The sequence below is a fragment of the Tsukamurella hominis genome, from assembly GCF_965137015.1.
Taxonomy (GTDB): Bacteria; Actinomycetota; Actinomycetes; order Mycobacteriales; family Mycobacteriaceae; genus Tsukamurella; species Tsukamurella hominis.
The window spans coordinates 1-24,817 of the sequence record NZ_CBCRZG010000025.1; the positions used below are offsets into that span (position 1 = coordinate 1).

At 71.8% G+C, this 24,817-nt stretch carries 16 protein-coding genes; 15 read left to right on the forward strand and 1 reads right to left on the reverse strand.

The window, feature by feature from the left end; translation table 11 throughout:
* Positions 1–1,206, forward strand: a 1,206-nt coding sequence (locus ACM9LD_RS21680; RefSeq protein ID WP_415678605.1) for an ROK family transcriptional regulator, incomplete at its 5' end; no start/stop codon positions are given.
* A 4-nt stretch (positions 1,207–1,210) separates the two neighbouring features.
* Here ACM9LD_RS21680 and ACM9LD_RS21685 read toward each other — a convergent pair.
* Positions 1,211–2,413, reverse strand: coding sequence for a DUF7373 family lipoprotein (locus tag ACM9LD_RS21685; protein WP_415678606.1), 1,203 nt, complete (start codon positions 2,411–2,413; stop codon positions 1,211–1,213).
* Between the two features lie 491 nt (positions 2,414–2,904).
* On the opposite strand from ACM9LD_RS21685, the gene ACM9LD_RS21690 reads away from it, so the two are divergent.
* The 14 genes from ACM9LD_RS21690 to eccE all read left to right on the forward strand — a co-directional run bounded on the left by ACM9LD_RS21690 (position 2,905) and on the right by eccE (position 24,771).
* The gene (locus ACM9LD_RS21690) at positions 2,905–3,228 is read left to right on the forward strand and encodes a hypothetical protein (protein ID WP_415678607.1); all 324 of its coding nucleotides are present in this window, start codon (positions 2,905–2,907) and stop codon (positions 3,226–3,228) included.
* A 52-nt stretch (positions 3,229–3,280) separates the two neighbouring features.
* Positions 3,281–6,646: a hypothetical protein gene (locus ACM9LD_RS21695; RefSeq protein WP_415678608.1), complete on the forward strand. Its 3,366-nt coding sequence runs from the start codon at positions 3,281–3,283 to the stop codon at positions 6,644–6,646.
* A complete protein-coding gene (locus ACM9LD_RS21700; protein ID WP_415678609.1) occupies positions 6,643–8,577 on the forward strand; it encodes an AAA family ATPase in 1,935 nt (644 codons plus the stop codon). The genes ACM9LD_RS21695 and ACM9LD_RS21700 overlap by 4 nt, the downstream gene beginning before the upstream one ends.
* On the forward strand, positions 8,570–10,168 hold the full coding sequence (gene eccB, locus ACM9LD_RS21705; RefSeq protein ID WP_415678610.1) for a type VII secretion protein EccB: 1,599 nt from the start codon (positions 8,570–8,572) through the stop codon (positions 10,166–10,168). The genes ACM9LD_RS21700 and eccB overlap by 8 nt, the downstream gene beginning before the upstream one ends.
* Positions 10,168–14,388 (forward strand): type VII secretion protein EccCa, encoded by a 4,221-nt coding sequence (eccCa, locus tag ACM9LD_RS21710; protein ID WP_415678611.1) that lies wholly within the window; start codon positions 10,168–10,170, stop codon positions 14,386–14,388. The genes eccB and eccCa overlap by 1 nt, the downstream gene beginning before the upstream one ends.
* Before the next feature lie 83 nt (positions 14,389–14,471).
* Complete coding sequence (locus tag ACM9LD_RS21715) at positions 14,472–14,759, forward strand: PE domain-containing protein (protein WP_415678612.1); 288 nt, start codon at positions 14,472–14,474, stop codon at positions 14,757–14,759.
* A 13-nt stretch (positions 14,760–14,772) separates the two neighbouring features.
* Positions 14,773–16,149, forward strand: a complete 1,377-nt coding sequence (locus ACM9LD_RS21720) for a PPE family protein (protein ID WP_415678613.1) — start codon at positions 14,773–14,775, stop codon at positions 16,147–16,149.
* A 53-nt stretch (positions 16,150–16,202) separates the two neighbouring features.
* Positions 16,203–16,508 carry a hypothetical protein gene (locus ACM9LD_RS21725; protein ID WP_068523434.1) on the forward strand — a complete coding sequence of 102 codons (306 nt, stop codon included), beginning with the start codon at positions 16,203–16,205 and terminating at the stop codon, positions 16,506–16,508.
* A 30-nt stretch (positions 16,509–16,538) separates the two neighbouring features.
* Positions 16,539–16,844: a hypothetical protein gene (locus ACM9LD_RS21730; protein ID WP_415678614.1), complete on the forward strand. Its 306-nt coding sequence runs from the start codon at positions 16,539–16,541 to the stop codon at positions 16,842–16,844.
* 66 nt (positions 16,845–16,910) lie between these two features.
* Positions 16,911–17,777: an ESX secretion-associated protein EspG gene (locus ACM9LD_RS21735; RefSeq protein WP_415678615.1), complete on the forward strand. Its 867-nt coding sequence runs from the start codon at positions 16,911–16,913 to the stop codon at positions 17,775–17,777.
* 183 nt (positions 17,778–17,960) lie between these two features.
* Positions 17,961–19,634 carry a MinD/ParA family ATP-binding protein gene (locus tag ACM9LD_RS21740; RefSeq protein ID WP_415678616.1) on the forward strand — a complete coding sequence of 558 codons (1,674 nt, stop codon included), beginning with the start codon at positions 17,961–17,963 and terminating at the stop codon, positions 19,632–19,634.
* 6 nt (positions 19,635–19,640) lie between these two features.
* Positions 19,641–21,209 carry a type VII secretion integral membrane protein EccD gene (eccD, locus tag ACM9LD_RS21745; protein WP_415678617.1) on the forward strand — a complete coding sequence of 523 codons (1,569 nt, stop codon included), beginning with the start codon at positions 19,641–19,643 and terminating at the stop codon, positions 21,207–21,209.
* 14 nt (positions 21,210–21,223) lie between these two features.
* Positions 21,224–22,645 carry a type VII secretion-associated serine protease mycosin gene (mycP, locus tag ACM9LD_RS21750; protein WP_415678618.1) on the forward strand — a complete coding sequence of 474 codons (1,422 nt, stop codon included), beginning with the start codon at positions 21,224–21,226 and terminating at the stop codon, positions 22,643–22,645.
* Complete coding sequence (eccE, locus tag ACM9LD_RS21755) at positions 22,645–24,771, forward strand: type VII secretion protein EccE (RefSeq protein ID WP_415678619.1); 2,127 nt, start codon at positions 22,645–22,647, stop codon at positions 24,769–24,771. The genes mycP and eccE overlap by 1 nt, the downstream gene beginning before the upstream one ends.
* The last annotated feature ends 46 nt before the right edge of the window (positions 24,772–24,817 follow it).

A 24,817-nucleotide genomic window follows, 5' to 3' on the forward strand; every position in this document is an offset into this window, starting at 1 on the left:
ACCACCGAGCGTCCGGCCCGCACCGCCGCCCCCGCCCGCGTCTTCGCCCCGCAGCTGCGGGTCTCGGAGAAGCCCGCCGCGGCAGTGCTGCGGGTGATCCGTCGTGGCGGCCTGGTGCTCCGCGACGAGATCGTGCGCGAGACCCAGCTGTCCGCCGCCACCGTGAACCGCCAGGTCACGGCCCTGATCGAGGCCGGTCTGGTGCGCGAGCGCGCCGACCGCGCGGCGAGCGGCGTCGTCGGCCGGCCGCGACTGCCGCTCGAGGTCGATCCGAACGGCCCCGTCGCCCTGGGCATCCACATCGGCTTCCGCGTGAGCACGGTGACCATGCACGACGTCGCCGGCAAGGTCGTCGGCGCCATCCAGATCCCCACGCCCGAGAGCGGCGAGCCCGGCGAGGTGCTGTCGGTGATCGCCACCAGCGCGCGGCGCTTCCTCGCCCGCTGGGACGGCCGTACCGTTCTGGGCGCCGGCGTCGCCATCGGCGGCCGCGTGGACGACCGCGGTGTGGTCGCCGACCACCCGCGCCTCGGCTGGAAGGACGTCGCTCTGGGCGAACGCCTTTCGGGCGCGATCGGCCTGCCCGTGACGGTGGCCCCGCACGTCGAGGCGATGGCCGCCGCGGAGCTGCACCTCTCGGAGGAGTACGAGTCGCAGGGCTCCACGCTGTACTTCTACGGTCGCGAGACCGTGGGCGTCGCGCTGGCGCTGCACGGCGCCGTGCACTCGCCGAAGTCGGGCCCGCACACGATCGGCCACCTGCCGACGCGCAACGTCGAGCTGCTCGATCCGAAGCGCACCGGCCGCCTCGAGGACGCCGTCACCGACACCGCCGTCGTGGACGCCGCACGCGCGCAGAAGCTTCCGGTCCGGACCATCGCGGATCTGCACAAGCTGGCCGACGGCGGCAACGAGACCGCGCGGGCCATCGTCGCTGAGCGCGGCCGGGTGCTGGGCGAGGCCGCCGCGCTGGTCGCCGACATCTTCAACCCGGACCGGCTGATCCTGGGCGGCCAGGCCTTCACCGACCACACCGCGATCCTCCCGCACGTCTCCGCCGCACTGAAGGCCACCTCGGCCGAGCCCGGCCGGTCCGTCCGGGTGAGCGGCGCGGGTGGGCGCGTGCAGCAGCAGGCCGCCGGCGCCGCCGCGCTCGACGGTGTCTACACCGACCCGCTCGGCGCCGTCTCCCGCGCGATCGCCTGATCGCTCACTTCGCGTCCTTGACCATCAGGTAGCTCGCGGCCGCCTGCTGGTGCGCCTGGGTGAGGGTGCTGACCGCGCCGGTGGAGACGTAGTAGCGACCCGCCGTGAAGCTGCAGGTGTAGGCCTTGCGCGGGTCGCCGTTGGAGCGGGTGATAAACGAGGCGCAGCGCGAATCCACGACACCCGCGGCAGGACGCTCCTCGGTCCCGTTGCCCGAGCCGCCGTCCTCGCCCGTCCAATACGCGTCGGCGAGGTACCGCGCACTGGCGGCGCTACGCGCGCGCCGCACCGTCGAGCCGGCGGCGGCGATGAGGTCGACGCCGGCGCGCTCGAGGAGCGTCTTCGTGGCCAGCCAGTCGTCGGCCGCGGCGTTCGCCCAGGCCTGCGGAGCGAGGTAGCCGAGGGCGAGCTGAGCGCCGTCGCCCGTTCGGATGACGTCCGGCAGGGTCAGCGACATGATGCCATCGCGGTCCGGCGGTAGCGCGAGCATCTGCTCCGGTGTCGCGGTGACGGCGCGCAGCGCCGTCGTCTGCCGGTCGATCCAGGACTTCGCGAGGGATTCTGCCGCCGCATCGGCGACATTGCCGAAGCCGATCACGAGCAGGTAGTCCTGGAAGGGCATCCACCAGACCTTCGTGAGGTCGTGGTCCAGCAGGCTGGTCCCGAGGAATGCGTCGGCGTGCTCGGGGATAGGCGCGGATTGATGGGAGCCGACGGCCTCGCGCACGGCCCGGGCCGCGGCGGTCGCGTTGTCGGCGGTCCGGTATCGGATGACGCCGGTCCTCATGCGCGCGGTATTCGGCTGCGCGCGTTCGATGAGCGCCGTCTGACGCGCCGAGACGGCGCCGCCGACGTAACTCTCGTTCTGCGACAGCGCGGTCACCAGCGGGACTCCGAAGACCATCCCGAGTGCGACGGTCGACGGGAGGACCGGCGTCGACGCCGCTGCCGGCCAGTTGAAGGTCTTGTCGAGTTCGGGCGGAGCGATGAGGTGGCCGGACAGCTCGTAGCTCGCCTGCACGCGCCGGTCGTTGGGATCGGTTCGTTCCGGCACCTGCCGCGGCGCCGTCGGGTAGCCGCCGGTGTCGCGGCGGGCGGCCGAGCTCGGGTCGGGCTGTGCGGTGCCGTCGACGACGGTCGCGCACCCGGTGATGGTCAGGGCCGCGGTCAATAGCGCGGCGAGCGCGATCCGCCGGAATCTCCTCATGGTGGACAGCTTGGCACAGCCCCGCGGGGGCGTAGTCCGAGGCGACGCCGGTGCTTTCATGTCCCGAGCGCGGAGCGCCGGAAATTACTGAACTTGAATTCTCGCAGTCGGTGTGAACTCTCACGAATGACCCGCGCGCGGAGCTGGGGTGGTGCCCGGTTCTCCGCCGGCGGAGGGGCGATTCCCACTCCGACCAGGTCACCTCTCGCAAACTCGATTCCGCTGCAACGTGTTCTAGCCGATTCGCGCGGAAGCGCCCCGACGGTGCGCGAAGAACCGGGATCGCTGCGCAGGGCATCGACCTGTGACCGTGCACAACGTGATCGACAACCAGAATTGTCGATCACGATCCTGTGGGGCCTGACCTGGTCGTCTTGTAATCCAACAAGGGTGACTTCAAAGAAGTGCAGTTGCAATGCGAGTGGTACATTCTTTTGCGACAACGAACTCAGTCGGTACGTGTGTGCCGTCTGGCTGGGCAGGACGGGAGGGTGGCATTGAGTTCCGACAAGGACGCCGGTGCGAACCTCGGCCAGAGCGCCGGTTCGCGGGCCATTGAGGCACGTGCGGCCATCGCGACGGCGCAGTTGCGATCGACCGTGACGTCGATCAGCTCCTCGGTGGGCTTCACGAGCTCGCACGGCGAGCGGATCGTGGTGACGATCGAGGATCTCATCGACGACGTCGTGCCCGAGCTCGAGGCCGCCGAGGCCCTCACCGCGGCGGGCAGGTCCGGTCGAGGGGGCGACGGTGGTTCCTCGCCGCGCTCGTCGCTGTGGGTCGAGACCCCGTCGACCGTGAGTGCTTCGTCGTGAGCACGTCGTTCGTCGCGGCCGCGCCGCGCCCGGCATGAAGTGAGGTGTCGAAGTGATCGATCGCCCTGATACCCCCCACGCCGACGTCCTCCTGGAAGGGATCTGGGAGGACGAGGTGACGCCCGACGACCTCGCGTCGCGGGCGCTGTCCGCCGCCCAGGCATCGTCCTACGCCTTCCGCGTCGCGAGCGAGGGCACCACCGCCACCGCGCAGCTGGCGGAGGTCGACGTCTCCGAGTTCCTCGAGTCCGAGACGGGCAAGTGGGCGCAGAGCTTCATCGGCATCGTCCGCGTCGGCGAGTCGCTGGTCCACGTCTCGCACGCGCTCGGCGAGCTCGCCCGCAGCCTGCAGCAGGTGAACCTCGAGCAGTCGGAGATCGTCTACCAGGTCGAAGCCGAGATCGAGGCCGCACAGCTCCAGTCCGCGCAGGCGGGCGTCGACCCCGCTGACCGGATCGCCGAGCTGATCGCCGGTGCGCGGGCGCGCGCTGCCGAGGTGGCGGAGAAGATGGTCACGCCCGAGACCGCGAGCTCGACGAAGAAGCCCGCGGTCGGCCTTGTCAGCGGGTTCATGGCGTTCGGCCGGGTACCCGGGGCCAGCGCCGAGGCCGCGGAGCGCAACGGCCGCGTGGCCCGGAACGGGCACGCCCGCAACGGGTACGCGATCCGCAACTCCCGCGCCGACCAGAACGGTCATGCCGTCGCGAACGGTCGCGACGTTGCCAACGGTCACGAGGAGGCCGCGAACGGTGACGACGTCGTGAACGGCGGCGCGGCCGCTGAGCGTGTGGTCTCGGCGGAGAAGCCCGCCGCGGCCGCTGCACATGACGCGTTCGCGAACTCCGGCGACGAGGCTACGACGGACAGCGGTTTCCTGGCCTTCGGCCGCACGCCTGCGCCCGCCGTCCCCCACGCCGACGAGGCCTCGGACGCGGATGAGATCGCCGTGGACGACGTCGTCGCGGAAGCCTCGGGCGAGGCCGATGCGCCGCCGGCGGCCGCCGCCGATGCGCCGGTCATCTCGAACGGCTTCCTCGGGCTGGGGAGCGCCCCGTTCGTGGGCGTGCCCTCCGACGATGCCGCGGTCCCGGTGGTGCCGCAGCCCCTGGCCGGCGGCTTCCTCACGCTCGGGCGCACACCGTCCGCAGGGGCGGCTGCGGTGCCGGGACCCAGCAGCGGCCCGATTCCGGTCGTCGCGCCGACCCAGTTCCTGCCGCTCCCCGCGACGCCTGCCGAGATCGTGGCAGGGGCGAGCGGAGACGCGCTCGGCGCCGAGTTCGGCGCCGCGCTGCCGCTGGCCGGGGCAGTCGGCGGCCTCCGGCCCGAGAGCGAGGACTCCCGTGCGGACGCGAACGACGACGGCTTCCTCTCGTTCGGACGCGTTCCCGGCACGGAGTGGGGTGGTTCGGGGGCCCTGCCGACGGTGCCCGCGCCCGAGGCCGCCGCTGTGACGCCGGGCGCCCACAGGCCCGCCGACGACGAGCTCGTCGCTCGGGTGGAGGACTCCGCCGAGGCCGAGCCCACGGAGGTGGTCGAGGAGCTGTCCGGTGAGGCCGACGACGCGATCGACGGCGTGGACGCGGACGCGGCGGCCCGGCTTGACGACGATGCCGGGGAACCCGCCACGACCTCCGACGTCGAGGACACCGATGATCTCGCGGAGCTCGACGGTGCCGACGACCTCATCGACGTCGACGAGACGGAGGTCGACGAGACCCCGGCGCCGGGCGACGAAACACCCGATGACGACGTCGATTTCGCCGACGAACTGGACGCCGAGGCGGACGAACTCCTCGCGCCGGAGGAGCAGGACGACCACGCGATCGCCGACGCCGACGCCGACGCCGACGTCGTCCTCGATGACCTGGCCGACGAGGTGCCCGACGACGTTCCGGTTGCCGACGAGGTACCGGCTGCAGACGATGCGGAAGCGGCGACAGGCGGGCCCGCGGCCGACGATCTCGCGGACGTGGTGTCCGAGGACGCCGACGTGACGGGCGAGACCGCCCGCGAGGAACCGGCGGACGACACCGCGGAGGCCGACGACGACTCGGCTGAGGCCGACGAGGACACGGCTGAGGCCGACGACGAGGCTCCGGTGGAGGGCTTCGCCGTGCAGGACGACGCCGCCCACGACGAGCCGGCGGACGACGGCGAGACCGCCGCCCCGGACGAGGCCGTGCAGGCGGTGGAGGTCGCGGAGGCGACCGCCGAACCCGTGAGGACTCGCCCTGCTCCCGCACCGAAGCCGGTGCGGAAATCCGGTCCGGTCAAGTTCTCGGACCTGCTCAAGGCTGCGAACGCCAAGAAGGTCGATCCCGCTCATCTGGCGCCCGCCGCGATCGTGGCGGCGGTGGAGAGCTCCGCCGTAGCACGGGAGGCCGAGCCCACCGCGGCCGCCGACGAGACGGCCGCTGCCGCGAGCGAGACGGCGGCGCCGGTGGAGCGGGGCCCCAGCCCGGAGGAGCAGGTGGAGGAGCAGAAGGCGCCCGTCAAGCCTGCGCCGGTGCTCGCCACCGGTCCGGCCATCCTGGGCCGCACGGAGCCCCTGGTGCTGCGGAAGAAGGTGTCGCCGGTCGTGCAGCAGGTGCACGACGCGGTCGCCTCGATCCTCGGATCGCTGCGCGGCGGCCCCCACGGACCCGACTCCGGGCTGCACTGGGCCGCAGGCCTGTTGGTCAAGGATGCGGAGACGATCATGGCCGTCACCACGTCGGACGCGGGCTGGCTCCCGCCCGGCGTCGTGATCCCCGCCGGCGTCCGCGTGCTCTGGAACGTGCCCAGGGGCTACCGCTGGGCGTCGATCGACGACCCCGTGCGCCAGCTCATCGCGTACGCCGAGCAGGACGGGTACACGCTCACCGCCGTCGCGACCACGCACCAGAGCCGCGCCTACGCGCCCGTCATCGGCGAGGAGAACATCGTCGGCGTGCACCGGCCCGGTGCGGTGCTGCCCGGTGGGCGCAGCCGGTTCGAAGCCACCGTCTCGCCTGCGCGGCTGCAGCACATCCGGTCACTCGACCGCGATCAGGCGGAGCGGCAGGCGCGGGCGCTGATCCGTGACCTGGAGACGCAGCCGATCGCACCCGAACACGCGATCGGCATCGAGGCCGCGCGGATCGACGCCCGGTGCTTCCTCGACGAACGCGACGAGGTGCCGCCCCCGGTCCTCGAGCAGCTTCACGCCGACGAGCGGGCGCTCGGCGACGCCCTGGTCCTGGACCGGACGCCGGCGTCGGCCGCGGATCTCACGGCATCCGCACCGGAGGCGGCCCGCCTGCGCGACCGGATGCTGGAGCGGGCGATCCTCGTCGCCACGCTCGCCGCGGCGCACCACGACATCGAGTCGGCGGTGTACGCCTGGACCTACGCACGGTTCCTTTCGAGCCAGGATCAGGACTCCGAGCAAGAACGATGACGACCTCCAATCCCACTGCCCAGCGGTACTTCTCGCTCGGGCTGCGATCGCTCGCGGCCCGGACCGACACCCGCGAACCGGCCCAGGCGTTCCGTCTGGCAGTCGAGGCCGACCCCACGATGTGCGATGCATGGATCGGCCTGATGGCCGTCGACCGATCGCAGCTCAGCGATCCCGCGGCCGCCCGCGGCCTGCTGAACTCGGCCCGCAACTTCGGCGTCGAACTGCGCCGTAACGGCATGGTCGTCGACCCCGCCGAAGGCGCTCTCGGGCTGAAGATCCCCGTGCACATGGGGGTCGTCGAGCTCGGCATGCCCGTCACCGACGTGATCTACGCACGCGCGGGCGCCGCGGTGATCCTCGCCCAGGCCGGCTTGCTCACGGAGGCCGCCGCGGAGCTCACGCGGCTGCAGCGCGAGGTGAGCGCCGACTCGCCCGCCCAGCGGAACTATCTGCGCTACTTGTGGATCTGCCTGCTCGGGCTCGCGCACCGGTGGCCCGAGGTGCTCTCGACGGTGGCCGACAGTCGCGAGCCGCTCTGGGTGTCCGCCGAGACGGACGGTGCGGTCCGCTTCTGGCAGCTGGGGGTCACCGCGCTCACGGCGCGCGCCCTGGTCGGCACCGGCGACGCCCACCAGGCGCTCTCGGCGACCAAGACCGCGCTCGCCTCCGAGGACTTCAAGTTGGTGCAGGCGAGTCTCCTGGTCACCCAGGCGTACGCGCTCCGGGCGACGGGCGACGAGGAGGGCGCCGCCAAGCTGCTGCGCGACGCCCGCGCCTGGATCTCCTCGCGCCCGGACCTCGACCACGCCGCCGCGGGCGGCTCCCTCGAAGTGGTCACGGCGCAGTCGATGAACACCCGCTCGGACCCGTGGAATCCCGACTCGGGGACCACGGCGCAGGAGATCGAGCAGGAGAGCCTCGACCGGCAGCGCCACGTGGTGCTCGCCGACGCGTGGCGCGAGCTCGACGCGCTCGTCGGCAGCCCCGATGTGAAGTCGCAGATCCGCCGCCTCGCCTCGAAGGTGGAGATGGACCGGGAACGCAAGGAGCTCAGCGACGAACTCGGCGAGGAGTACAGCGAGGAGGAGATGCGGCTCTCCGCGATCATCACGGGCCCGCCGGGCACCGGTAAGACGACCGGCGTGCGGATTCTCGCCAAGCTGTACTACGGCCTCGGCGTGATCGCCAAGCCCGAGGTCTACGAGCACCAGCCCAGCGACATGATGACCGGCTACGTCGGCCAGGCGGGCATCCGCACCAACAAGCTCGTCGACGAGTCCCGCGGCGGCCTCTTCTTCCTCGACGAGGCGTACGGCCTCGTCGCCGGAGACGGCGAGGACCAGGCCTCCCGGTTCGGTCGGGAGGCGCTCGAGGCACTGCTCGCCCGGATCGAGAACGAGGGCGACAAGCCGCTGCGCGACAAGGTGGTCGTGGTGCTCGCGGGCTACGACGACGACATGAACCGCCTGCTGCAGGTGAACGCCGGCCTCCCGCTGCGCTTCCCGACGCGGATCTCGTTCAGCTCCTTCACGGCGGACGAACTGGTGGAGATCGCGGAGTCCGTCGCCGCGAAGAGCCGGGAGAGCCTCGGCGTCGGCGTGCGCGAGTACCTGGAGGAGCACAACAAGCGGCTCGCCGAGGTCAGCGCTCTCGACCTCAAGGGCCGCCTCTGCTCCGGTATCGACCTGATGTCGAACGCCCGCTTCATGCGCACCGTGATCTCGTCGGCACGGGGTTTCCGCGACTTCCGGGTCAGCGCGATCGACCGGTCGTCGCTCTCGTCGGAGGAGAAGCGGACGCTGCTGCGCACCCTCGAATTCGAGGACGTGCGCCTGGCCTACGAGGAGACCCTGCGGGTGTCGCCGAACTTCCCGTGGTCGCAATGGCATCTCCTGGAGACGAGTTGGCACGAGGAATCGAATGGCTGAGATGACTCCGGATCCGTCGAACCCGAAATCGGGCCTGCAGGAGCGGGTCCGGGGGTTCCGGCTGACCTCGAAATACCAGAAGTCGGGCGAGGCGTACCTGCAGCGGCGCAACGAGGAGGCGCTGGTGCGCCGCGACACGCGCTGGATCGACGACGTCAAGAAGTTCCAGGGCTCGCCGTTGTACATCGGACTGGCCGTCGGGCTCGTCGTGATGCTGGGGTGCGTGATCGGTGCCGTGATCTTCCCCGCCGGGAAGGTCGGGGACGGCGACATCATCCAGGACAGCCAGACCGGCGCCCTCTACGTCAAGGTCGGCGACGCGCTCAGCCCGATCCCCAACGTGGTCTCCGGCCAGCTCATCATCGGATCGCCCGCCAAGCCGGTGCTCGCGAAGTCCGGGGAGATCGAGAAGCTGCCCCGCGGCCCCATGGTGGGCATCCCTTACGCCCCCACCGTGATCCGCAACTCCACTAGCCGGCTGTCCCAGTGGGCCGTCTGCGACAGCACCGCCACCGGTTCGGCCGTGCCGCTCGACCCATCGACCGGATTGCCGACCACCGCCACCGCGGCGGTGAAGGTCACCGTCATCGGCGGCGCACTCACTCCCGCCGACGGCACTGACGAGCTGACCGGCGACCGCGCCCGCGTCGTCGCCTTCGACAACCAGACCTGGCTCGTCTACTCCGACGACGGGGTGGTGGCCCGCTCGCGTCTGGACCTGGGCAACTCCGCGATCCGCGAGGCACTGGGGATCTCCATCGACCAGCGGGTGATCCCCATGTCGCCGGGGCTGTTCAACGCCCTCGCCGCGCGCGAGCCCATCGACGTCCCGCAGATCACGGATCTCGGTAAGCCCGTGCGCTTCCCGAACACCGAGAAGCTGCTCGTCGGCACCACCCTGCGCGTCGCGACCGTCGACGGCGGCTGGACCTACTACGTGGTTGCCGCCGACGGCATCCAGCAGGTCAGCCAGACCGCCGCGGCGATCCTGCAGACCGTCTCGCCCGTCAAGAGCGGCGTCGTCGAGACCGAGGCGTCGAAGGCGAACCAATGGCCCAAGGTGGGCGGGCGGATCGCCGTCGACCACTTCCCGGCCGGCAAGGTGCGGATCGAGGACGCGACGAGCGACCCCGTGACCTGCATGACCTGGTCGCACGACGGCGAGGCGCCGACCGCCGAGCAGAAGGTGCTGGTCGCAGGCACGCTGCCGCTCACCGCCGAGCAGAGCGTCGCCCGGATCGCGCTCATCGGCGCGCCCGGCTCGGCGGGCACCATCGCCGACGACGTCTACCTGCCGGCGAACAGCGGGCGGTACGTCTACGCCACAGGCTCCGCGAAGGACTCCCGTGAACACAGCGGCGAGTTCTGGATCGCCGATACCGGCATCCGGTACGGCATCGACGACCAGGGCTCGAACGACCCCGGCTCGTCCGCGAAGGCGCTGGGCCTGAGCAATCCGGTGCCCGCGCCGTGGACGATCGTGAGCCTGTTCGCGCAGGGGCCCACGCTCTCGAAGGCGAGCGCATCCATCAAGCACGACGGTGGCGCCGAGGACCCCGTCGTCGCGACGTTCGACCCGAAGGGGAAGTAGTGAGTAGGCAGGTCTTCGAGCCCCCGCTCCACCCGAAGAAGGAGCCCCGGGTCGTCAAGAAGGAAGTGGAGGTCCGCACCCCGGACACCATCGACGAGGTCGACCCGCCCGGCAAGTGGCGCACCGTGATGATGCCCGTCATCATGGTGGTCGCCGTGCTCGGCATGCTGTTCATGATGATCCGCATGAACCGCGGCTTCAACCCGGTCATGCTGCTCATGCCGATGATGTTGCTGTTCGGCATGTTCGCGTACATGGGCGGGGGCCCCGGCGGCAGCGGCAACAAGTCGAAGGCGCAGCTGCTGCACGACCGCAAGCAGGCCAGCCGCTCGATCGGCACCTCGCGCGAGAAGGCGCTCTCCCGCGGCCGCAACTACTTCGACGCGCTCGCCCACGCCTATCCCGACCCGGCCGTGGTGGCGTCGCTCATCGGCACCGAGCGGATGTGGGAGGTGAACGGGGGCGACGCCGAGCGCAAGACCCGGTTCACCGCGGCGCGCTACGGTCGCGGCCGCATCGTGCCGAAGGCGAAGTTGCTCACGCCCGAGGCGCCCGACGGGGAGTTCCTGGACCCCGTGCAGTGGACCGAGACCGTGAAGTTCCTGCACACGCATTCGACCATCGCGGACATGCCGCTGGCCTTCACGCTGCGCACCGTGCCCGTCCTGGGCGTGGGCGGCGATCCGGAGCGGTCGGCGGGGATGGTGCGCGCCATGCTGAACCACCTCGCCATCACGCACGGCCCGGACCGGCTGCGCGTCGCGGTGGTGGCGGACACGCCCGACGGCGGCCGGTGGGAGTACCTGAAATGGCTTCCGCAGGCGCAGCATCCGTCGCTGATCGACGCCCTGGGATCGCGCCGGATGATCTACGGGAACTGGACCGACTTCCTGGAGGAACTCGCCGGCGGCGACGAGCAGCCCGTCGCCGAGTCGGACCGCATCGTCGACTACTCCCGGCCGTTCACCACCGAATCCGAGGTGACCGGACGCACTCGGCACACCGTGGTCATCGTGGAATCCGCTGAGCGGGCGAGGATGACGGACCAGGCGATCGCCTCGCTCGCCGACGTCACGTGGATCCTGATGTCGCCGCCCGACGGCGTGATCGACGCGTTCCCGCACGCCGTGCTGCTGAACGTGGACCCGACGGGCATCGTGACCCGGTGGGACTCGGACCTTCCGCTGGAAGCGCCCAAGGAGATCGCGCGGGCCGACGACCTCGACCTCATCGACGCGCACACCACCGCGCGCAAGCTCGCCCGGTGGGAACTGGAGACCACCGCCTCCCTGCTGTCGAAGGAGCGCCAGGACACCGGCCGGGACTGGGCGAACCTCGTGCAGGTCGACGATCCCGGTGCGATCGACGTCGTCGACTTCTGGCAGCGGATCAAGCGCTTCGACGATCCCCGTCGGCTCAACTTCCCGATCGGCTTCGCGCCCGATGGGACCCGGATCTTCCTCAACATGCGCGAGGCCAGCCAGGGCGGCACCGGCCCGCACGGCGAGATGATCGGCACCTCGGGCTCCGGCAAGTCGGAGTTCCTGCGCTGCCTGGTCCTCGACGCCTGCCTCTTCCACTCGCCGACGATGCTCAACCTGCTGCTCGTCGACTTCAAGGGCGGCGCGACCTACCAGGGCATGGAGGACATCCCGCACGTCGCCGCGGTGGTCACCAACCTCGAGAAGTCCGAGAGCATGGTCGACCGCATGATGGAGGTCATCACCGGCGAGCTCAAGCGGCGCCAGCAGCTCTTCGACAGCGCCGCGGCCCGCTACCCCTCCTTCAACATCATCGGCCTGACCGAGTACGAGAAGGCCCGCGAGTCCGGCCACTGCCCCGACCTCGAGCCCATGCCGGCGCTGCTCGTGCTCATCGACGAGTACACCGAGCTCCTGGAGGCCAAGCCCGAGTTCGTGAACATCTTCAGCCAGATCGGCCGCGTCGGCCGCTCCGTGGGCGTGCACCTGCTGCTCGCCTCGCAGAACGCGGAGATGGCGCGCTCACGCGGCCTCGAGTCGAACATCCACTACCACATCGCTCTTCGCACCGGCACCGCCGGCGACTCTCGTGCGGTGATCGGCGTCCCCGACGCGAAGAACCTGCCCGGCAAGCCCGGCAACGGCCTCATCAAGACGCTCCACGAGGACGAGCTGATCCGGTTCTACGCCGGCTTCACGGGCAAGCCCTACTTCGCGCCCGAGGCGGCGCCGGAGCCGGTCGCGCGGGAGGTCGTGCAGCCCACCGCCGACGACCTCTCCTCCCGCGGCTTCACCGCGCGGCGAGTGGACATCCCCGACCTCGAGGCCGAGATCGTCGAGGACGACGAGATCGTGCGCACCGAGGAGGAACTGCTCGCCGCGCCCACCGTGTTCACCGTGGTCAAGGAGCTGCTCACCAAGGCGCCGGCGCGGCCCGCGTACAAGCCGTGGCTCCCGGAGCTCACCTCCACCACCCTGGACATCCTGGCACCGTCGCTCGCGGCGGACGCGTGGGTCGCGCCGAAGGTGACCACCCCCGCCACGCTGAAGCTGCCCTTCGGCGTCTTCGACGACCCGGCCAGGCATCAGCAGCCCGTGTGGGAGCTGGACCTGTCGGGCGGCCAGGGCAACGTGCTCATCTACGGTGCGCCGCAGAAGGGCAAGACGACCGCCGCGATGACGCTGGTCACCTCACTGGCGCTCACCCATTCGCCCGAGCAGGTGCAGTTCTTCGTCGTGGACTACACGGGCGGCGGCTGGATGCGGCTCGAGGACCTGCCGCACGTCTCCCGGATCGCGACGCGGTCCGAGGAGGACGCGATCAACCGGATCGTCTCCCAGATGTCCGACCTGATCGACCAGCGCGTCAAACTCTTCCGCAAGTACCGCGTCAACTCGATGGCGGAGTACCGGCGGCTGCGCAGCGACCCCGGCGCGGAGGTCATCACCGAGGACGCCTTCGGCGATGTCTTCATCGTGATCGACGGCTTCGACGCCGCTGTCACCGAGGGAGGGGTCTTCGAGGACAAGGTGGCCGTGCTCGAGGCGCTCGCGTCGGGCGCCCTGAACTACGGCATCCACTTCGTCATCACCACGGCCCGCAACACCGTGCTCCGCGGCCTCGCCAGCCACATGCACACGATCATCGAGGGCCGCGTCTCCACGGCCAGCTACGACATGTCGGTGGTGAACTCGCAGCGGAACAAGGCGGTGCCCGACAAGGCCGGCCACGTCATCACCACGGACCGGGAACTGCTCGCCCTCGTCGCGCTGCCCCGCGCAGACGGTGATGCCTCGCCCGAGACCCTCAGCGACGGCATCGAGGAGGTCGTGGACCGGATCCGCCGCGCCAACACCTCCGGCGCGGAGGCGCCGAAGTTGCTGGCGCTGCCCGAGTCGGTCCTGCAGGACGACCTGTTCTCGGTGCTGCCCGCCGAGGCGAGCGCCCGCGAACGCGTCCGGTTGCCGTTCGGCGTCCGGGAGAGCGACGGCGGACCCGCCATGGCGGACTTCGGTCGCGAGGCGCACATGTACGTGGTCGGCGAGAGCGGCTCCGGGCGATCCGCCTTCGTGCATACCCTCATCGAGGCGATCAGCCGCCGGTACCCGACGATCGACGACGGCGTCATCGCCCTGCTCGACCCCAAACGCGTGCATCGCGGCGCCTTCGCACCCAATCCGAAGAACCTCGGGCTGCACGGCTCGGATCTCTACGACTTCCTCCGCCGCTGGCAGGACAAGCTCGTCGACTGGATGGGCGAGGGGGAGACGGATCCCGTGAAGGTCACCTACCGGAAGGTGCCGGACAGCGCCGACAGTTCGGCGCTCGCGCGCCGCGACTGGTGGACCGGTCCCGAGATCTTCCTCATCATCGACGACTACGACGCCGTCGTCGCCCGCGGGGACCGCACCAACCCGCTCACGCAGACGGTGAAGCTGATGAACGACGGTGTCATACGCGGCTTCCACGTGATCGTCGTCCTCAACGACGCCGAGTACCTCTACAAGGCCAGTTCCGACCCGCTGATCCAGTACCTCGACACCCACAGCTCGATGGCGCTGGCGATGTCCGCGGACAAGTTCAACGTGAACATCGCAGGAGAGCGCGGGCAGCGCTTCGGCACTCCAGGTCGCGGTCGGTTCCACCCCGGGCGCGGGGCGCCGTCGGACGTCGTCCAGGTGGCCTGGAACGGCGTACGCAGGGATGAAGCGGAGGCCGACGACGATGTTTGGGGATGACAATTTCGGACAACTAGGGATTGACGAAATTTGACATTTCTGTTTTAGTTGCAACTTGAAAATCTAGGCGGAGGGAAGATCAGGTGGGCCTGAACGTGGCGCCTGTTCAGCTTTTGGCGGGAACCAACGAGGTGATGGCGAATGTCGCCACCACCTCGGGCTTGATCGGTGGCGCCGCGGGCGCCATTGGGGCGATCGTGCCCGCGGGTGCCGACGATGTGTCGCTGCTGGTCTCGGCCAGTTCCGCGGCGCACGCGGCGAATTTCCTGGCGACGTCGATCGTCGATCACGCCGAGGTCGCGCAGTACGCCGTGAGCCTCTCGGCCGTGGCCTCCACCTACATCATGGCCGACAACGCCGTGCAGTTCTGACGAGCGTGACCTCGTGACTTTCCCAGCGCTTCCCCCCGAGGTCAACGTGGGGCGCCTGATGTCGGGAGCGGGCCCGGCGCCGGCGACCGCTGCGGCTGCGGCGTGGGCCTCGGTCGCGGCCTCCGTCAGCGCGCGGTCGGTCTTCCTGCAGTCCCTGCTGCCGCGGCTCGCGGCGTCCTGGCAGGCGCCGGAGACGGCGCTGATGACGCGCAACGTCGCGATCTACCTCGCGCACAACGAGGCACTGCGCACCCAGGCGCTCCTCGCCTCCACCCGCCACACCAAGCAGGCGGCCGACTACTCGGCGGCCCTGGCCGGCATGGCTCAGCTGCCCGAGATCGCGACGAACCACGTGACGCACGCGGTCCTGCAGGCGACCAACTTCCTCGGTGTGAACACCGGGGCGATCGCCGCGAACGAGGCGGAGTACGCGGGGATGTGGGCCCAGAACGCGTCGATGATGGCTGTGTACCTCGCGAACTCCACCGCGAACATGACGTTCGAGCCGTTCCTGCCGCCGAAGCCTCTCGCGACCTCGGTCGGCGTGCCGATCCCCGCGGCGGCCGCGGGCGCCGCGTCGGTCGGCGACGCGGTGGTCACCAAGATGACCCTCGCCGCACAGGGCGCGCAGGCCGTCGCCAGCATGCTCTGGATGCGCACCGCCGGCGGCGTGCTCACCACCACCAAGCTCGGCCAGACGTTGCTCGTCAACGCCCAGCGGGCCGAACAGGCCGCCTCGAACGCGGCGACCGCCGCGTCCCAGTCGCGCGAGAACAGCGCCGTCCGGCCCGTCGCCGGGCAGCAGCTCGGCCAGAGCCTGATCCAACAGCTCGGTGGGGCCGGCGGCGCGGCGGCCGGCGTCGCGGGCGGCGTGGTCGGCGTCGCCGTCTCCGGCGGGGGGCAGGCCCTGCAGACAGGCGTCAGTGCGGGGACCGTCGCCACCGGCGGCGGCGTCGTCTACCAGCCGATGAGCGCGCTGCTCGCGGGCGTCAACCCCGAGAACCGGACGGGCACCGTCGGCTACTTCGGCGCACGCCCCGGCTCGCCCACGCTCGAACGGATGTCCCGCGGCGAGCAGGCACAGCGATCGGCGTCCGCGCTGCGCGTGGAGCCCGGGACGAGCGCGCTGCCCAAGGTGGCCGCGCCCGCGAACTGGTCGACCGACGGCCTCACTGTGGCGCCGCCGCCCCCGCCGGTACCGCGGGTTCCGGCCGAGCCGCTGCGCCCGGTCCTGCCGACCAGCGCGAGCGCGCCCGTCGCGCGGTCGAAGGGCAAGCAGCGCGAGCGCATCGTCGTGCCCGATACCGCAGCCATGCCGATCTACCAGGACTCGGCGCCCGAGTACGAGTCCGTTCCCGTCGACGTCCCGTCGAGTGGGGAGGGACGCTGATCCCCACGACTCGCTCGGCCCACCACGACCACCGCTGAACTGGAGGAACACTCATGCCCCCGCAGATCTACGACCTGAACACCGTTTCGCACGCCGCCGGCACGGCCAAGACCCACGACGTGGCCGCGACGACCCTCGCCAACATCAAGTTCGTCCGCACCACGGCCGAGGCCTACCGCGCCGCGAACAACGGCGACACCGCCAACAAGGCCACCGCCCACATGGAGGAGCTCATCGCCGTGTGCAACGCCGAGCAGCAGAAGCTCGAGGCCGTCGCCGAGGCCCTCGGCCGCAACGGCGGACTCATCACCAGCACCGACGGCGACGCCGGTGGCCTGTTCACCGGCTACGTCGTCTAGACCGCCAGATCTCACTGAAGGGGTAACAGCATGACTTCCGCCGAGCGCATCACAGTCACCTACGCCAGCTACGACGCCACGTCGGCCGGCCTCGCCAAGGCCTCCGCCGTCGCGGACGCGAACATCGCCGAGCTGACGGCCAACAACACCGCGAACCTCAACGCCGGCAACTGGGTGGGCGTCGACCAGGAGAGCTACCAGCACGTCCACGAGATCTGCCTCAAGGCCAACGAGAACCTGTCCATGGCGATCCGCAAGACCGGCGTGAACCTGCAGACGGCCGCCACGATCCACCAGGCCGGCCAGGCGCAGGCCGCGGGTCTCTACGGCGTCTGAGAACGACAAGACGAGGCCCGGCCACCGCATGCGCGGCGGCCGGGCCGCGTCGGAAGAGGAGGGCGCATGGCGGTCCTGCGCGAGGAAACGGCGAAGCTGTCCGCCTTCGCCGCGGACGTCGACGAGCTGCTGCTGTTGATGCGGCTCTCGGACGTCAGCGAACTGGCGCCCGTGGTGCTGGCCGTGCACCCGAACGTCTACCGGCCCGACGATCAGCTGGTGGTGGACCTGGCGGTCCTGCCCGGCCTGGTCGACGCCGGCCTGGTGGCCACGAACGGATCCGTGGACCCGCAGGTCGGCCAGTGGCTGCGCGCCCTCCAGGTGCCGGCCGCCGAGGTCGCCATCCGCGTCTTCGACGGTGACGCCGTGCTCCGCGGGGCCGTGGTGCGCCGCGACGAGCTGGTGGTCGTCGCCTTCCGCAACGACGACCAGTTCACCGTCCAGGGGTTCCGCACCGATCGCGAGGATTTCGAATCGACCGTGGTCGAACCCCTGTGGCGGGTGCTGGGCGCGCGCGATGCCGCGGACTTCGAGTCCCTCACCCTGGACGAGGCCGAGCTCGCGGAGATCGTCGCGAGCTTCGATCCGCAGGTCGCCGGGCCCCGCGGTGAGCGGGAGATCCGCAGCCGGCTGCGCGAGCACGACCTGCCCCCGAAGACGGTCGACATCCTCGTCGACGCCGCTCGGTACACCGGGCGTCGCGCTGAAATCGTCTACCACCGTGCGGATTCCAGTGGCGTGCGGACGCAGGCGGCGTGGGCCGTCGGGGTCATGGACACGGCGGCCGGTCGCGTGCTGTCGACGACGGACCGCGGCTCGCGGGGCGTGGTCGACGTGACCCTCAGTCCCGGAACCCGTCGGCGGTTCTCCGAGGGGATCGGCGCGCTCGTCGAGCGCGGAGGTTGCCGCGGGTGGTTCGATACATCAAACTGATAGCTCACCCCCACTGGTCCTCTGACCTGGGTATGTATTAGTCTGCAAAAGATTCTTCCAGCAAGAGAGGTGCAGTCCATGAGCGACGCAGCCACTAACGTTCGGGTGCCTTTCGTACCGCAAAGCAGTCACGAGGATGACTCCGCGGCGGCGATCCTGCCCTCGACCGACTCTGCCGTTCCGGTGGTCCGTCCGACCGTCCCCACGGGTGGCCCGCTGTCCGAGCCCGCGAGCGGTGAATGGGAGGAGCCGGAGCTCCCCGGGGTCGACGACCTCGACGGATCCGCCGCCGTCCCGACGGCCCCCGCAGCCACGCCGGTCGTCATCGCCGCGGACGAGCGCCCCACCGCGGAGCAGCCCGCGATCGTCGACGACGTGGCCGATACCGCGAAGGCGGACGGACCCAAGGCCGGTTCGCCGAAGACGGACGCGCCGAAGACGGACGCGCCGACCAACGGCACGCCCAAGGCCGAGGCCCCGAAGGCCGACGCCGACGACGCCACGACCGACGCTCCCAAGCCCGACGCGCCGAAGGCTGCTGCCAAGGCCGAGCCCGCGGCACCGTCGACACCGCAGGCGGCCAAGCCGGTCCCGGCTCCGGCGCCCGTGCCGCAGCCGCAGCAGCCCCAGCAGCAGTGGCAGGGCGGCCAGAACGGCTTCGTCCCCGCCGCGGCGCAGAACGGCCAGCCCCAGCAGGCCCCGTTCCAGGGCGTCCCGCCGACCGGCCAGTTCCAGTCGGCGCAGGCCTCCGGTCAGATCCATCGCCCCGCTTCCCCGCAGCCCTTCGGCCAGGCCCCCGCGCCCGTTCAGGGTGCGCCCGCGCCGATGGTGCCGCAGCACCAGCAGGCCCCGATGCGCCCGATGGGCGAGTCGCTGTCCGCGCCGATGTCGACCGCCTCGTCGTCCTTCAACCAGCAGATCCGGTTCTCGGACGCCGCGGTGCGGGTCTCGGGCTGGCGCGCCTGGCTGCGCAAGATGGGCCTCGACGTGGGCCCCAGCGCGAACGACCAGGAACACGCGGAGCTGGTGCACCGCATCCGCGTCCCGAAGAACAAGTTCCACGTGACCAGCGTCTTCGCCGACAACGCCGGCGGCACCCTGCTCGTGGGCGTCCTCGGCCAGATCCTCGAGCGCACCCGCGCCGACAACGTGGTCGCGCTCGACCTCGACCCCGACGGCGGCGACCTGGATCAGGTGACCGCGTGGCACCAGGGCGGCTCGACCGCGCGCACGCTGATCCAGCAGAGCGACCTGTCGGACCGCAACCAGGTGGACAAGCACCTCGCCGTCACGTCGACCAACCTGCACGTGCTGCCGACGCCGTGGCGGTTCAACGGCCGCGACGTCACCGACTACGACGACGTGCTGGATCTGTACTCGATCTTCCGCCCGCACTACAGCCTCGCGCTGGTCGACGCCGGCCGCGGCCTGCAGACCCAGACGGGCACCGGCGTGCTGGAGATCTCCTCCGCGCTGATCCTCCCCGCCTCGGCCACCACCCGCGGCGTGCGCAAGGTGGCGGCGACCATCGACTGGCTGCGCCACCACGGCTGGCACGGCCTGCTGGCGAACACCATCGTGGTCATCAACCACACCAAGCGCCGGGGCAGCGTCTCCGTGGAGCAGTTCGACGAGCTCTTCCGCGCCGGGCAGAAGCTCCGCGTGCACGAGATCCCGTACGACCCGCACCTCGACTCGGACCAGCCGATCGACATCGACCTGCTGCGCAAGCGCACGGTCCGCGCGTTCGAGGAGCTGGCGGCGGACCTGGCGGACGGCTTCAACTCGGGCTACGAGCCGCCGGCCGCTCAGAAGCTCGCCGAGCTGCAGCAGGTGCGCACGACAGAGGGACGCTGACGCCAGATGGTCTTCCCGATCACCCCGGAGCCCGCCGGAACCGAGAACGCGGGCCCCGGGCGATCCGCCGTCCCCGAGCAGGTGCGCGTCCTGGTCGAGGTCGGCGAGAACTCGGTCGAGCGGAGCCTGCTCGCCCGCCGGCGGCTGTCGGTCGTGATGGATTCCGTGATCCCCGGGCTGGAGCAGATCTTCCCGGACCACGACTTCGCGACGACCGGCGCCTGGACCTTCGCCCGGGAGGGCGGAACGCCGCTCGCGCGCGACAAGTCCCTCGCCGATGCGGGCGTGCTCGACGGTGACCGGCTGATCCTCGCCGAGACCTTCTCGACCCAGACCTTCCGGCCGCTCATCGAGAGCACCGCCGACGCGATCCAGGAGTTCTGCCGCCAGCGCTTCCGCCGGTTCGAGTCGGCGACGGCACGGGCGCTGGGGCTCCTCGCGCTGGTGCTCGGCGCGACCGTCTTCTCCGCGCTGGTGCTGATCGCCTGGTTCGAGCACTCCAGTGTGCTGTGGTGGTTCCCGGTGGCGGCGCTGGCCTCGATCGCCGTGGTGCTCGCCGCGCTGTCCGCGGACCGGCAGTACCGCGCGCCGCAGGTGGCGTACGCGCTGCAACTCGCGGCGGTCCCGGTGCTGTTCTCCGCCGGGTTCGTGCTCATCCCCCCGGACGGCGGGGTCGACGGTGCCTTCACCGCCGCGAACGTCCTCACGGGGTCGACCTTCGCGCTCATCGGCGTGGTGGTGCTCGGCCGCGCCAGCCGCCTGGGCGCGACGGTGCTCGCCGCGCTCGGCCTCACCGCCGCCGCGGTCGTGGTCGCGAGCGCGCTGTTCGCGTACACCCCGCTGGGCCGGCCCGCGATCCCAGCGATCGGCGTCATCGGTGGTCTGCTCCTGGCGAACTGGGCGCAGGGCTGGGCCCTCATGCTCGCCCGCGTCCGGCCGGATCCGCTGCCGCCGCCGGGCGAGGACATCGACCGCAGTGAGCTCGACGCCGCGTACCACGTGGACACCTTCGACGACGAGAGCACGACGGAGCTGGCGCGCGCCCAGGAGAACACCGGCCTCGAGCGCAAGGCCCGCACCGCGGCCAAGCTGCTCACCGGGTTCTACGCCGCGATCGCCGGGATCCTCGTGGTCTCCGCGCTCACCGTGATCGTGCCGCACAGCCACTACTTCTGGGGCGAGGTGGCGATCGCCGCGCTGACCTCCGTGATCTGCGTGCTGCGCGGCCGCACCCTCGACGACCGCGTGCACGCCACGGTGTTCTTCGTGGCGGGCTTCGTCATCGCGGCGGGCCTCGCGGTCGTCCTCGTCGGGGCGCTCGACTCGGACCTCGGCCGTCTCGTGGTGATCGTGCTCAGCGCCGCCGTGCTGGCGAGCTTCGGCGCGGGCGGCCTGCTGCTCGCGGACCGTGTCTCCACCGACCGCGGCGGCCACGCCCGCCCGCTTTCGGCGCGGCTCCTCGGCCGCATCGAGGCCGGGGAGAAGCTGGCGATCTTCGCGGTCGTCCTGCTCGCGCTGTGGTGCACCCGCCTGTTCGCCGCGATGCGCGAACTCGACCTGTCGTTCCTGAAGTAGAGGGGCTGGGGTCCGTGCTCCGTTTCCCGAGGGCGGCCGCGATCGCGGCCGTCTCCGCCACCGTCGTCGTTGCCGGCGCCTGGGCCCCGGCCGTCTCCGGCGCGGTGGTGCCGCCCGTCGCCGACATCGGCGGCGCGCCGCCCGACACGGACGGCCCGGAGCGCCCGCTGCGCAACAACAATCCGCGGTGCGTGGAGCCCGGCGTCCTGCCGAACTCCAACCTCGCCGCGGCCCCCGCGCCGGCCACCACGCTGCGGATCGACGAGGCGCACAAGTTCTCCACCGGTGCCGGGGTCACCGTCGCGGTCCTGAGCACCGGCGTCCGGCCCCAGGCCCGCCTGCGCGGCCTCGACGGCGCCGGCGACAACATCGTGGCCGCCGACCGCGGCCTGCTGGACTGCGACTCGACGGGCACCCTGGTCGCGGGCATCATCGGCGCACAACCAGCGGCGGGCGACGGCGTGGTGGGCGTGGCCCCGGACGCGCGGATCCTGTCGATCCGCGTGGACTCGGCCGGTTTCTCCCTGCAGAACAGTCCGGCGGACGACGCGGACCCCAACCTCGGCCGTGCCGCGGTCAACGCACGCAGCATCGCCCGTGCCATCGTGCGCGCCGCCAACCGCGGCGCGAAGGTGATCGTCGTGCCAGAGCCCGTCTGCATGGCGGCCGACAACCAGTTCCGCCAGCGCGAGGTCGGCGGCGCCGTCGCCTACGCGCTGCGCGCGAAGGATGCGCTGGTCGTGGCCGGCGCGGGCGCGACGGACCGGCAGGGCGGCACCGTCGGTGCGAACGACTGCAAGGCCAACCCCGACCCGGACCCGGGGCAGCCCGACGACCCGCGCGGCTGGCGGCAGGTGACCACCGTCGCGACCCCGAACTGGTTCGACGGGCAGGTGCTCTCGGTGGGCGCCACCACCGCGGAGGGCACGCCGTTGCCCGGATCGCTCAACGGCCCCTGGCTCGACGTGGCCGCACCGGGAGCGGGCATCGTCTCGCTCAGCTCGCGCGGCGGCGACGGCGTGGTCAACGCGGCCCCCGTCGACCGGAACCTGGTGCCCTTCGCCGGTCCGGAGTTCGCGGCGGCCTACGCCGCGGGCGCGGCGGCGCTCGTCCGCGCGCGGTACCCGCAGTTGTCGGCGACCGAGGCGGCCGCGCGGCTCGTGGCCACGGCGCACGCGCCGGGCCGCGGCACGGACAACAAGGTGGGCCGCGGGCTCATCGACCCCGTCGCGGCCCTGACCGCGAAGGTGCCCGCCATCGACGCGGACATCGACCCGCAGTCGGTGGAGAAGCTGCTCGTACCGCCGCCCCCGCCCGAACCCGACACGAGGCCCCGGCGCACCGCGGCGATCGTGGCCGGCGCGGGCGCGGTGGTGCTGCTGGTGATCGGTGGCGTGGTCGCGCTGACGCGACCCGGCCGGAAGCGGAGGTCGTGATGACGGAGCCCGTGACGACGGCGGCGGTCGCCGAGGCCCCGACGCATCCCGAAGTCGCGCGGCTGCGCCGGCCGGTCGGCATCCGGATCTCGCTGCGCCGCGCGCTGATCTGGGCCGTCCTTTCGGCGAGTCTGTTCGCGCTGGTCGGCGGCAGCTGGCCGCTGTGGTCGGTGATCGCCCTCATCGTGCTGGGCGCCCTGGTCGCCTTCGTCTCGGTGCACGGCACCGTGCTCAGCGAGAAGATCGGGGCCCGCTACCGGTACCTGCGGCGGCGGCGCCGCGCGTCCGGGGACATCCCGGGGCGGGTCATCGACGTCGACGGTGTCGGCGTGCGGCAGGGCGACGGCTTCGAACTGGTCTCGGCGATCGAACTCACCGCAGACCCGGCGGAGACCCGGCTGCGCGAGGGCCGGGCCTTCGCCGCGGAGACGGTTCCGCTGGACCTGCTCGCGACCATGATGACGCAGTACGGCCTCGATGTGGACATCGACATCGTCTCCGCCGGCCGGCGCGTGCCGCCCGGCCCCGCGTACCGCGCCTCGTACTCGCAGGGAGTCCGGTTCTACGCCGCGATGGCGGAGCGCTCGACGTGGCTCGTCCTGCGCGTGAACACGCAGCGGAACCTCGCGGGCATCGTGCGCCGCGGGCCGTCGCGCACGGCGGGCCCGAAGGCCCTCATGGCCGCCACGCGGCGGCTCGAGCAGCGGCTGCAGGAACGCCTGATCCGCGCGCGGGCGCTGCCCGCCGCGGAGCTGGCCGGGGTGGACGCCCGCATGACCTTCGGCGCGGATCCGTTGGGCGGCACCGAGAACTGGCAGAACATCGAGCACGGCACCGAGTTCGCCACCGTCTACCTGATCGACCCGGTCCGCACGTCCACGGAGAAGCTCGACCGCTGGTGGGGCCTCGACAGCGACAGCACCGCCGTCGTGCTGCGCATGCGCAAGGCGGACGCGCAGGCGCCTGTGGAGATCAGCGGCCTGGTCCGCTACGACACCGCGGTGCCGATCGTCGACAATCTCGACGACGCGCTCGTGCCGATGCCGGGCCGGCAGATGGAACTCGCGCGGGGAACCCTGCCGGGCGGCGGGTCCAGCGTCGTCGACCTGCCCTCCACCCGCCTGGACGGCCTCGGCACCGTGGAGATCCCCGTCGGCCCCGCCGGCCCCGTCTGGGGCGTCTCCGGCACGGACGCCGTCGCGTTGCCCCTGTTCGACGGTTCGCCCGTCCCCGAGACGCTCGTCGTGGAGTTCGCGACCGAGCTGATCCCGCTGCAGCTCGTGCTGCTCCGCTCCGTCGGCGCCGGCGCGTCCGTCGCGGTGCACACCGACCGACCGGCCCAGTGGGCCACCCTCACCGCGACCCTGGCGGACCCCTCGCGCTTCCGGATCGCCGACGGCCCCGGGGGACGCCCGGCGGACATCACCGTCTTCGACGGTGCCCCCGCCGACGCCGTGCCCGAGCGCACCATGCTGACCCTGCGCGCGCCCGGCAGCGCCCCGCAGCGGGCGAACGCCGACCTCGTCGTCGCGCAGGTCTCGCCGTCGGTGGTGGCGGTGCGGATCGGCCGCCGCGCCCCGTTCGACGTGGTCCTCAACCCGACGGACGAGGAGTTGCGCTACTGCGACGTGCAAGCGCAGCCGATCACGGCCGCCGCTCCGCAGCAGCCGGCGCAGCGCCTGCCGCGCCAGGTGCCCGCGCCGCCGCGGCTGGCGCCGGGTGCCGCAGTGCCGCAACCGCCCGCGGCCCCGCAGGCGACGGTCCCGCCGCGCGTCCCCGGCCGGCACGCGCAGCCGGCGGTCCCGCCGCAGGCCGCGCCCTCCCCGGCGCCGGTAGCGCAGGCGCCCGGTGCCCCGGCGCCGCAGCCGCCCGTCCCGCAGTACCAGGCGCCCCCGCCGCCCGTGCCGCCGCAGCGACCGCCCCGCCCGGTGCGGCCGCTGCCCCCGCCGCCCTACGAACGCGGCACCGGCGCCCAGCGCAAGCAGGGCGGGGACCGCTGGGTGCGGCCCTCGCAGGGCCAGGACGACCGCGGCCCGCGGCGCCGCCCGGTGCAGCCGCCGACCGCGCCCCGGTGGGGCAAGACGGGAGAGCGCGGCCCCTCCGACGAGCCGCCAACCTCACGTTAAGCACCGCGCAACCTGCGTCGCGGTAGATTCTTACCGCTGTACACGT

What these genes read in the sequence shown, in the direction of transcription:
- ACM9LD_RS21685 (WP_415678606.1), bottom strand. Translation starts at nt 2,413, where the DNA reads ATGAGGAGATTCCGGCGGATCGCGCTCGCCGCGCTATTGACCGCGGCC.
- ACM9LD_RS21700 (WP_415678609.1), top strand. Translation starts at nt 6,643, where the DNA reads ATGACGACCTCCAATCCCACTGCCCAGCGGTACTTCTCGCTCGGGCTG.
- eccB (WP_415678610.1), top strand. Translation starts at nt 8,570, where the DNA reads ATGGCTGAGATGACTCCGGATCCGTCGAACCCGAAATCGGGCCTGCAG.
- ACM9LD_RS21725 (WP_068523434.1), top strand. Translation starts at nt 16,203, where the DNA reads ATGCCCCCGCAGATCTACGACCTGAACACCGTTTCGCACGCCGCCGGC.
- ACM9LD_RS21730 (WP_415678614.1), top strand. Translation starts at nt 16,539, where the DNA reads ATGACTTCCGCCGAGCGCATCACAGTCACCTACGCCAGCTACGACGCC.
- ACM9LD_RS21735 (WP_415678615.1), top strand. Translation starts at nt 16,911, where the DNA reads ATGGCGGTCCTGCGCGAGGAAACGGCGAAGCTGTCCGCCTTCGCCGCG.
- eccD (WP_415678617.1), top strand. Translation starts at nt 19,641, where the DNA reads ATGGTCTTCCCGATCACCCCGGAGCCCGCCGGAACCGAGAACGCGGGC.
- eccE (WP_415678619.1), top strand. Translation starts at nt 22,645, where the DNA reads ATGACGGAGCCCGTGACGACGGCGGCGGTCGCCGAGGCCCCGACGCAT.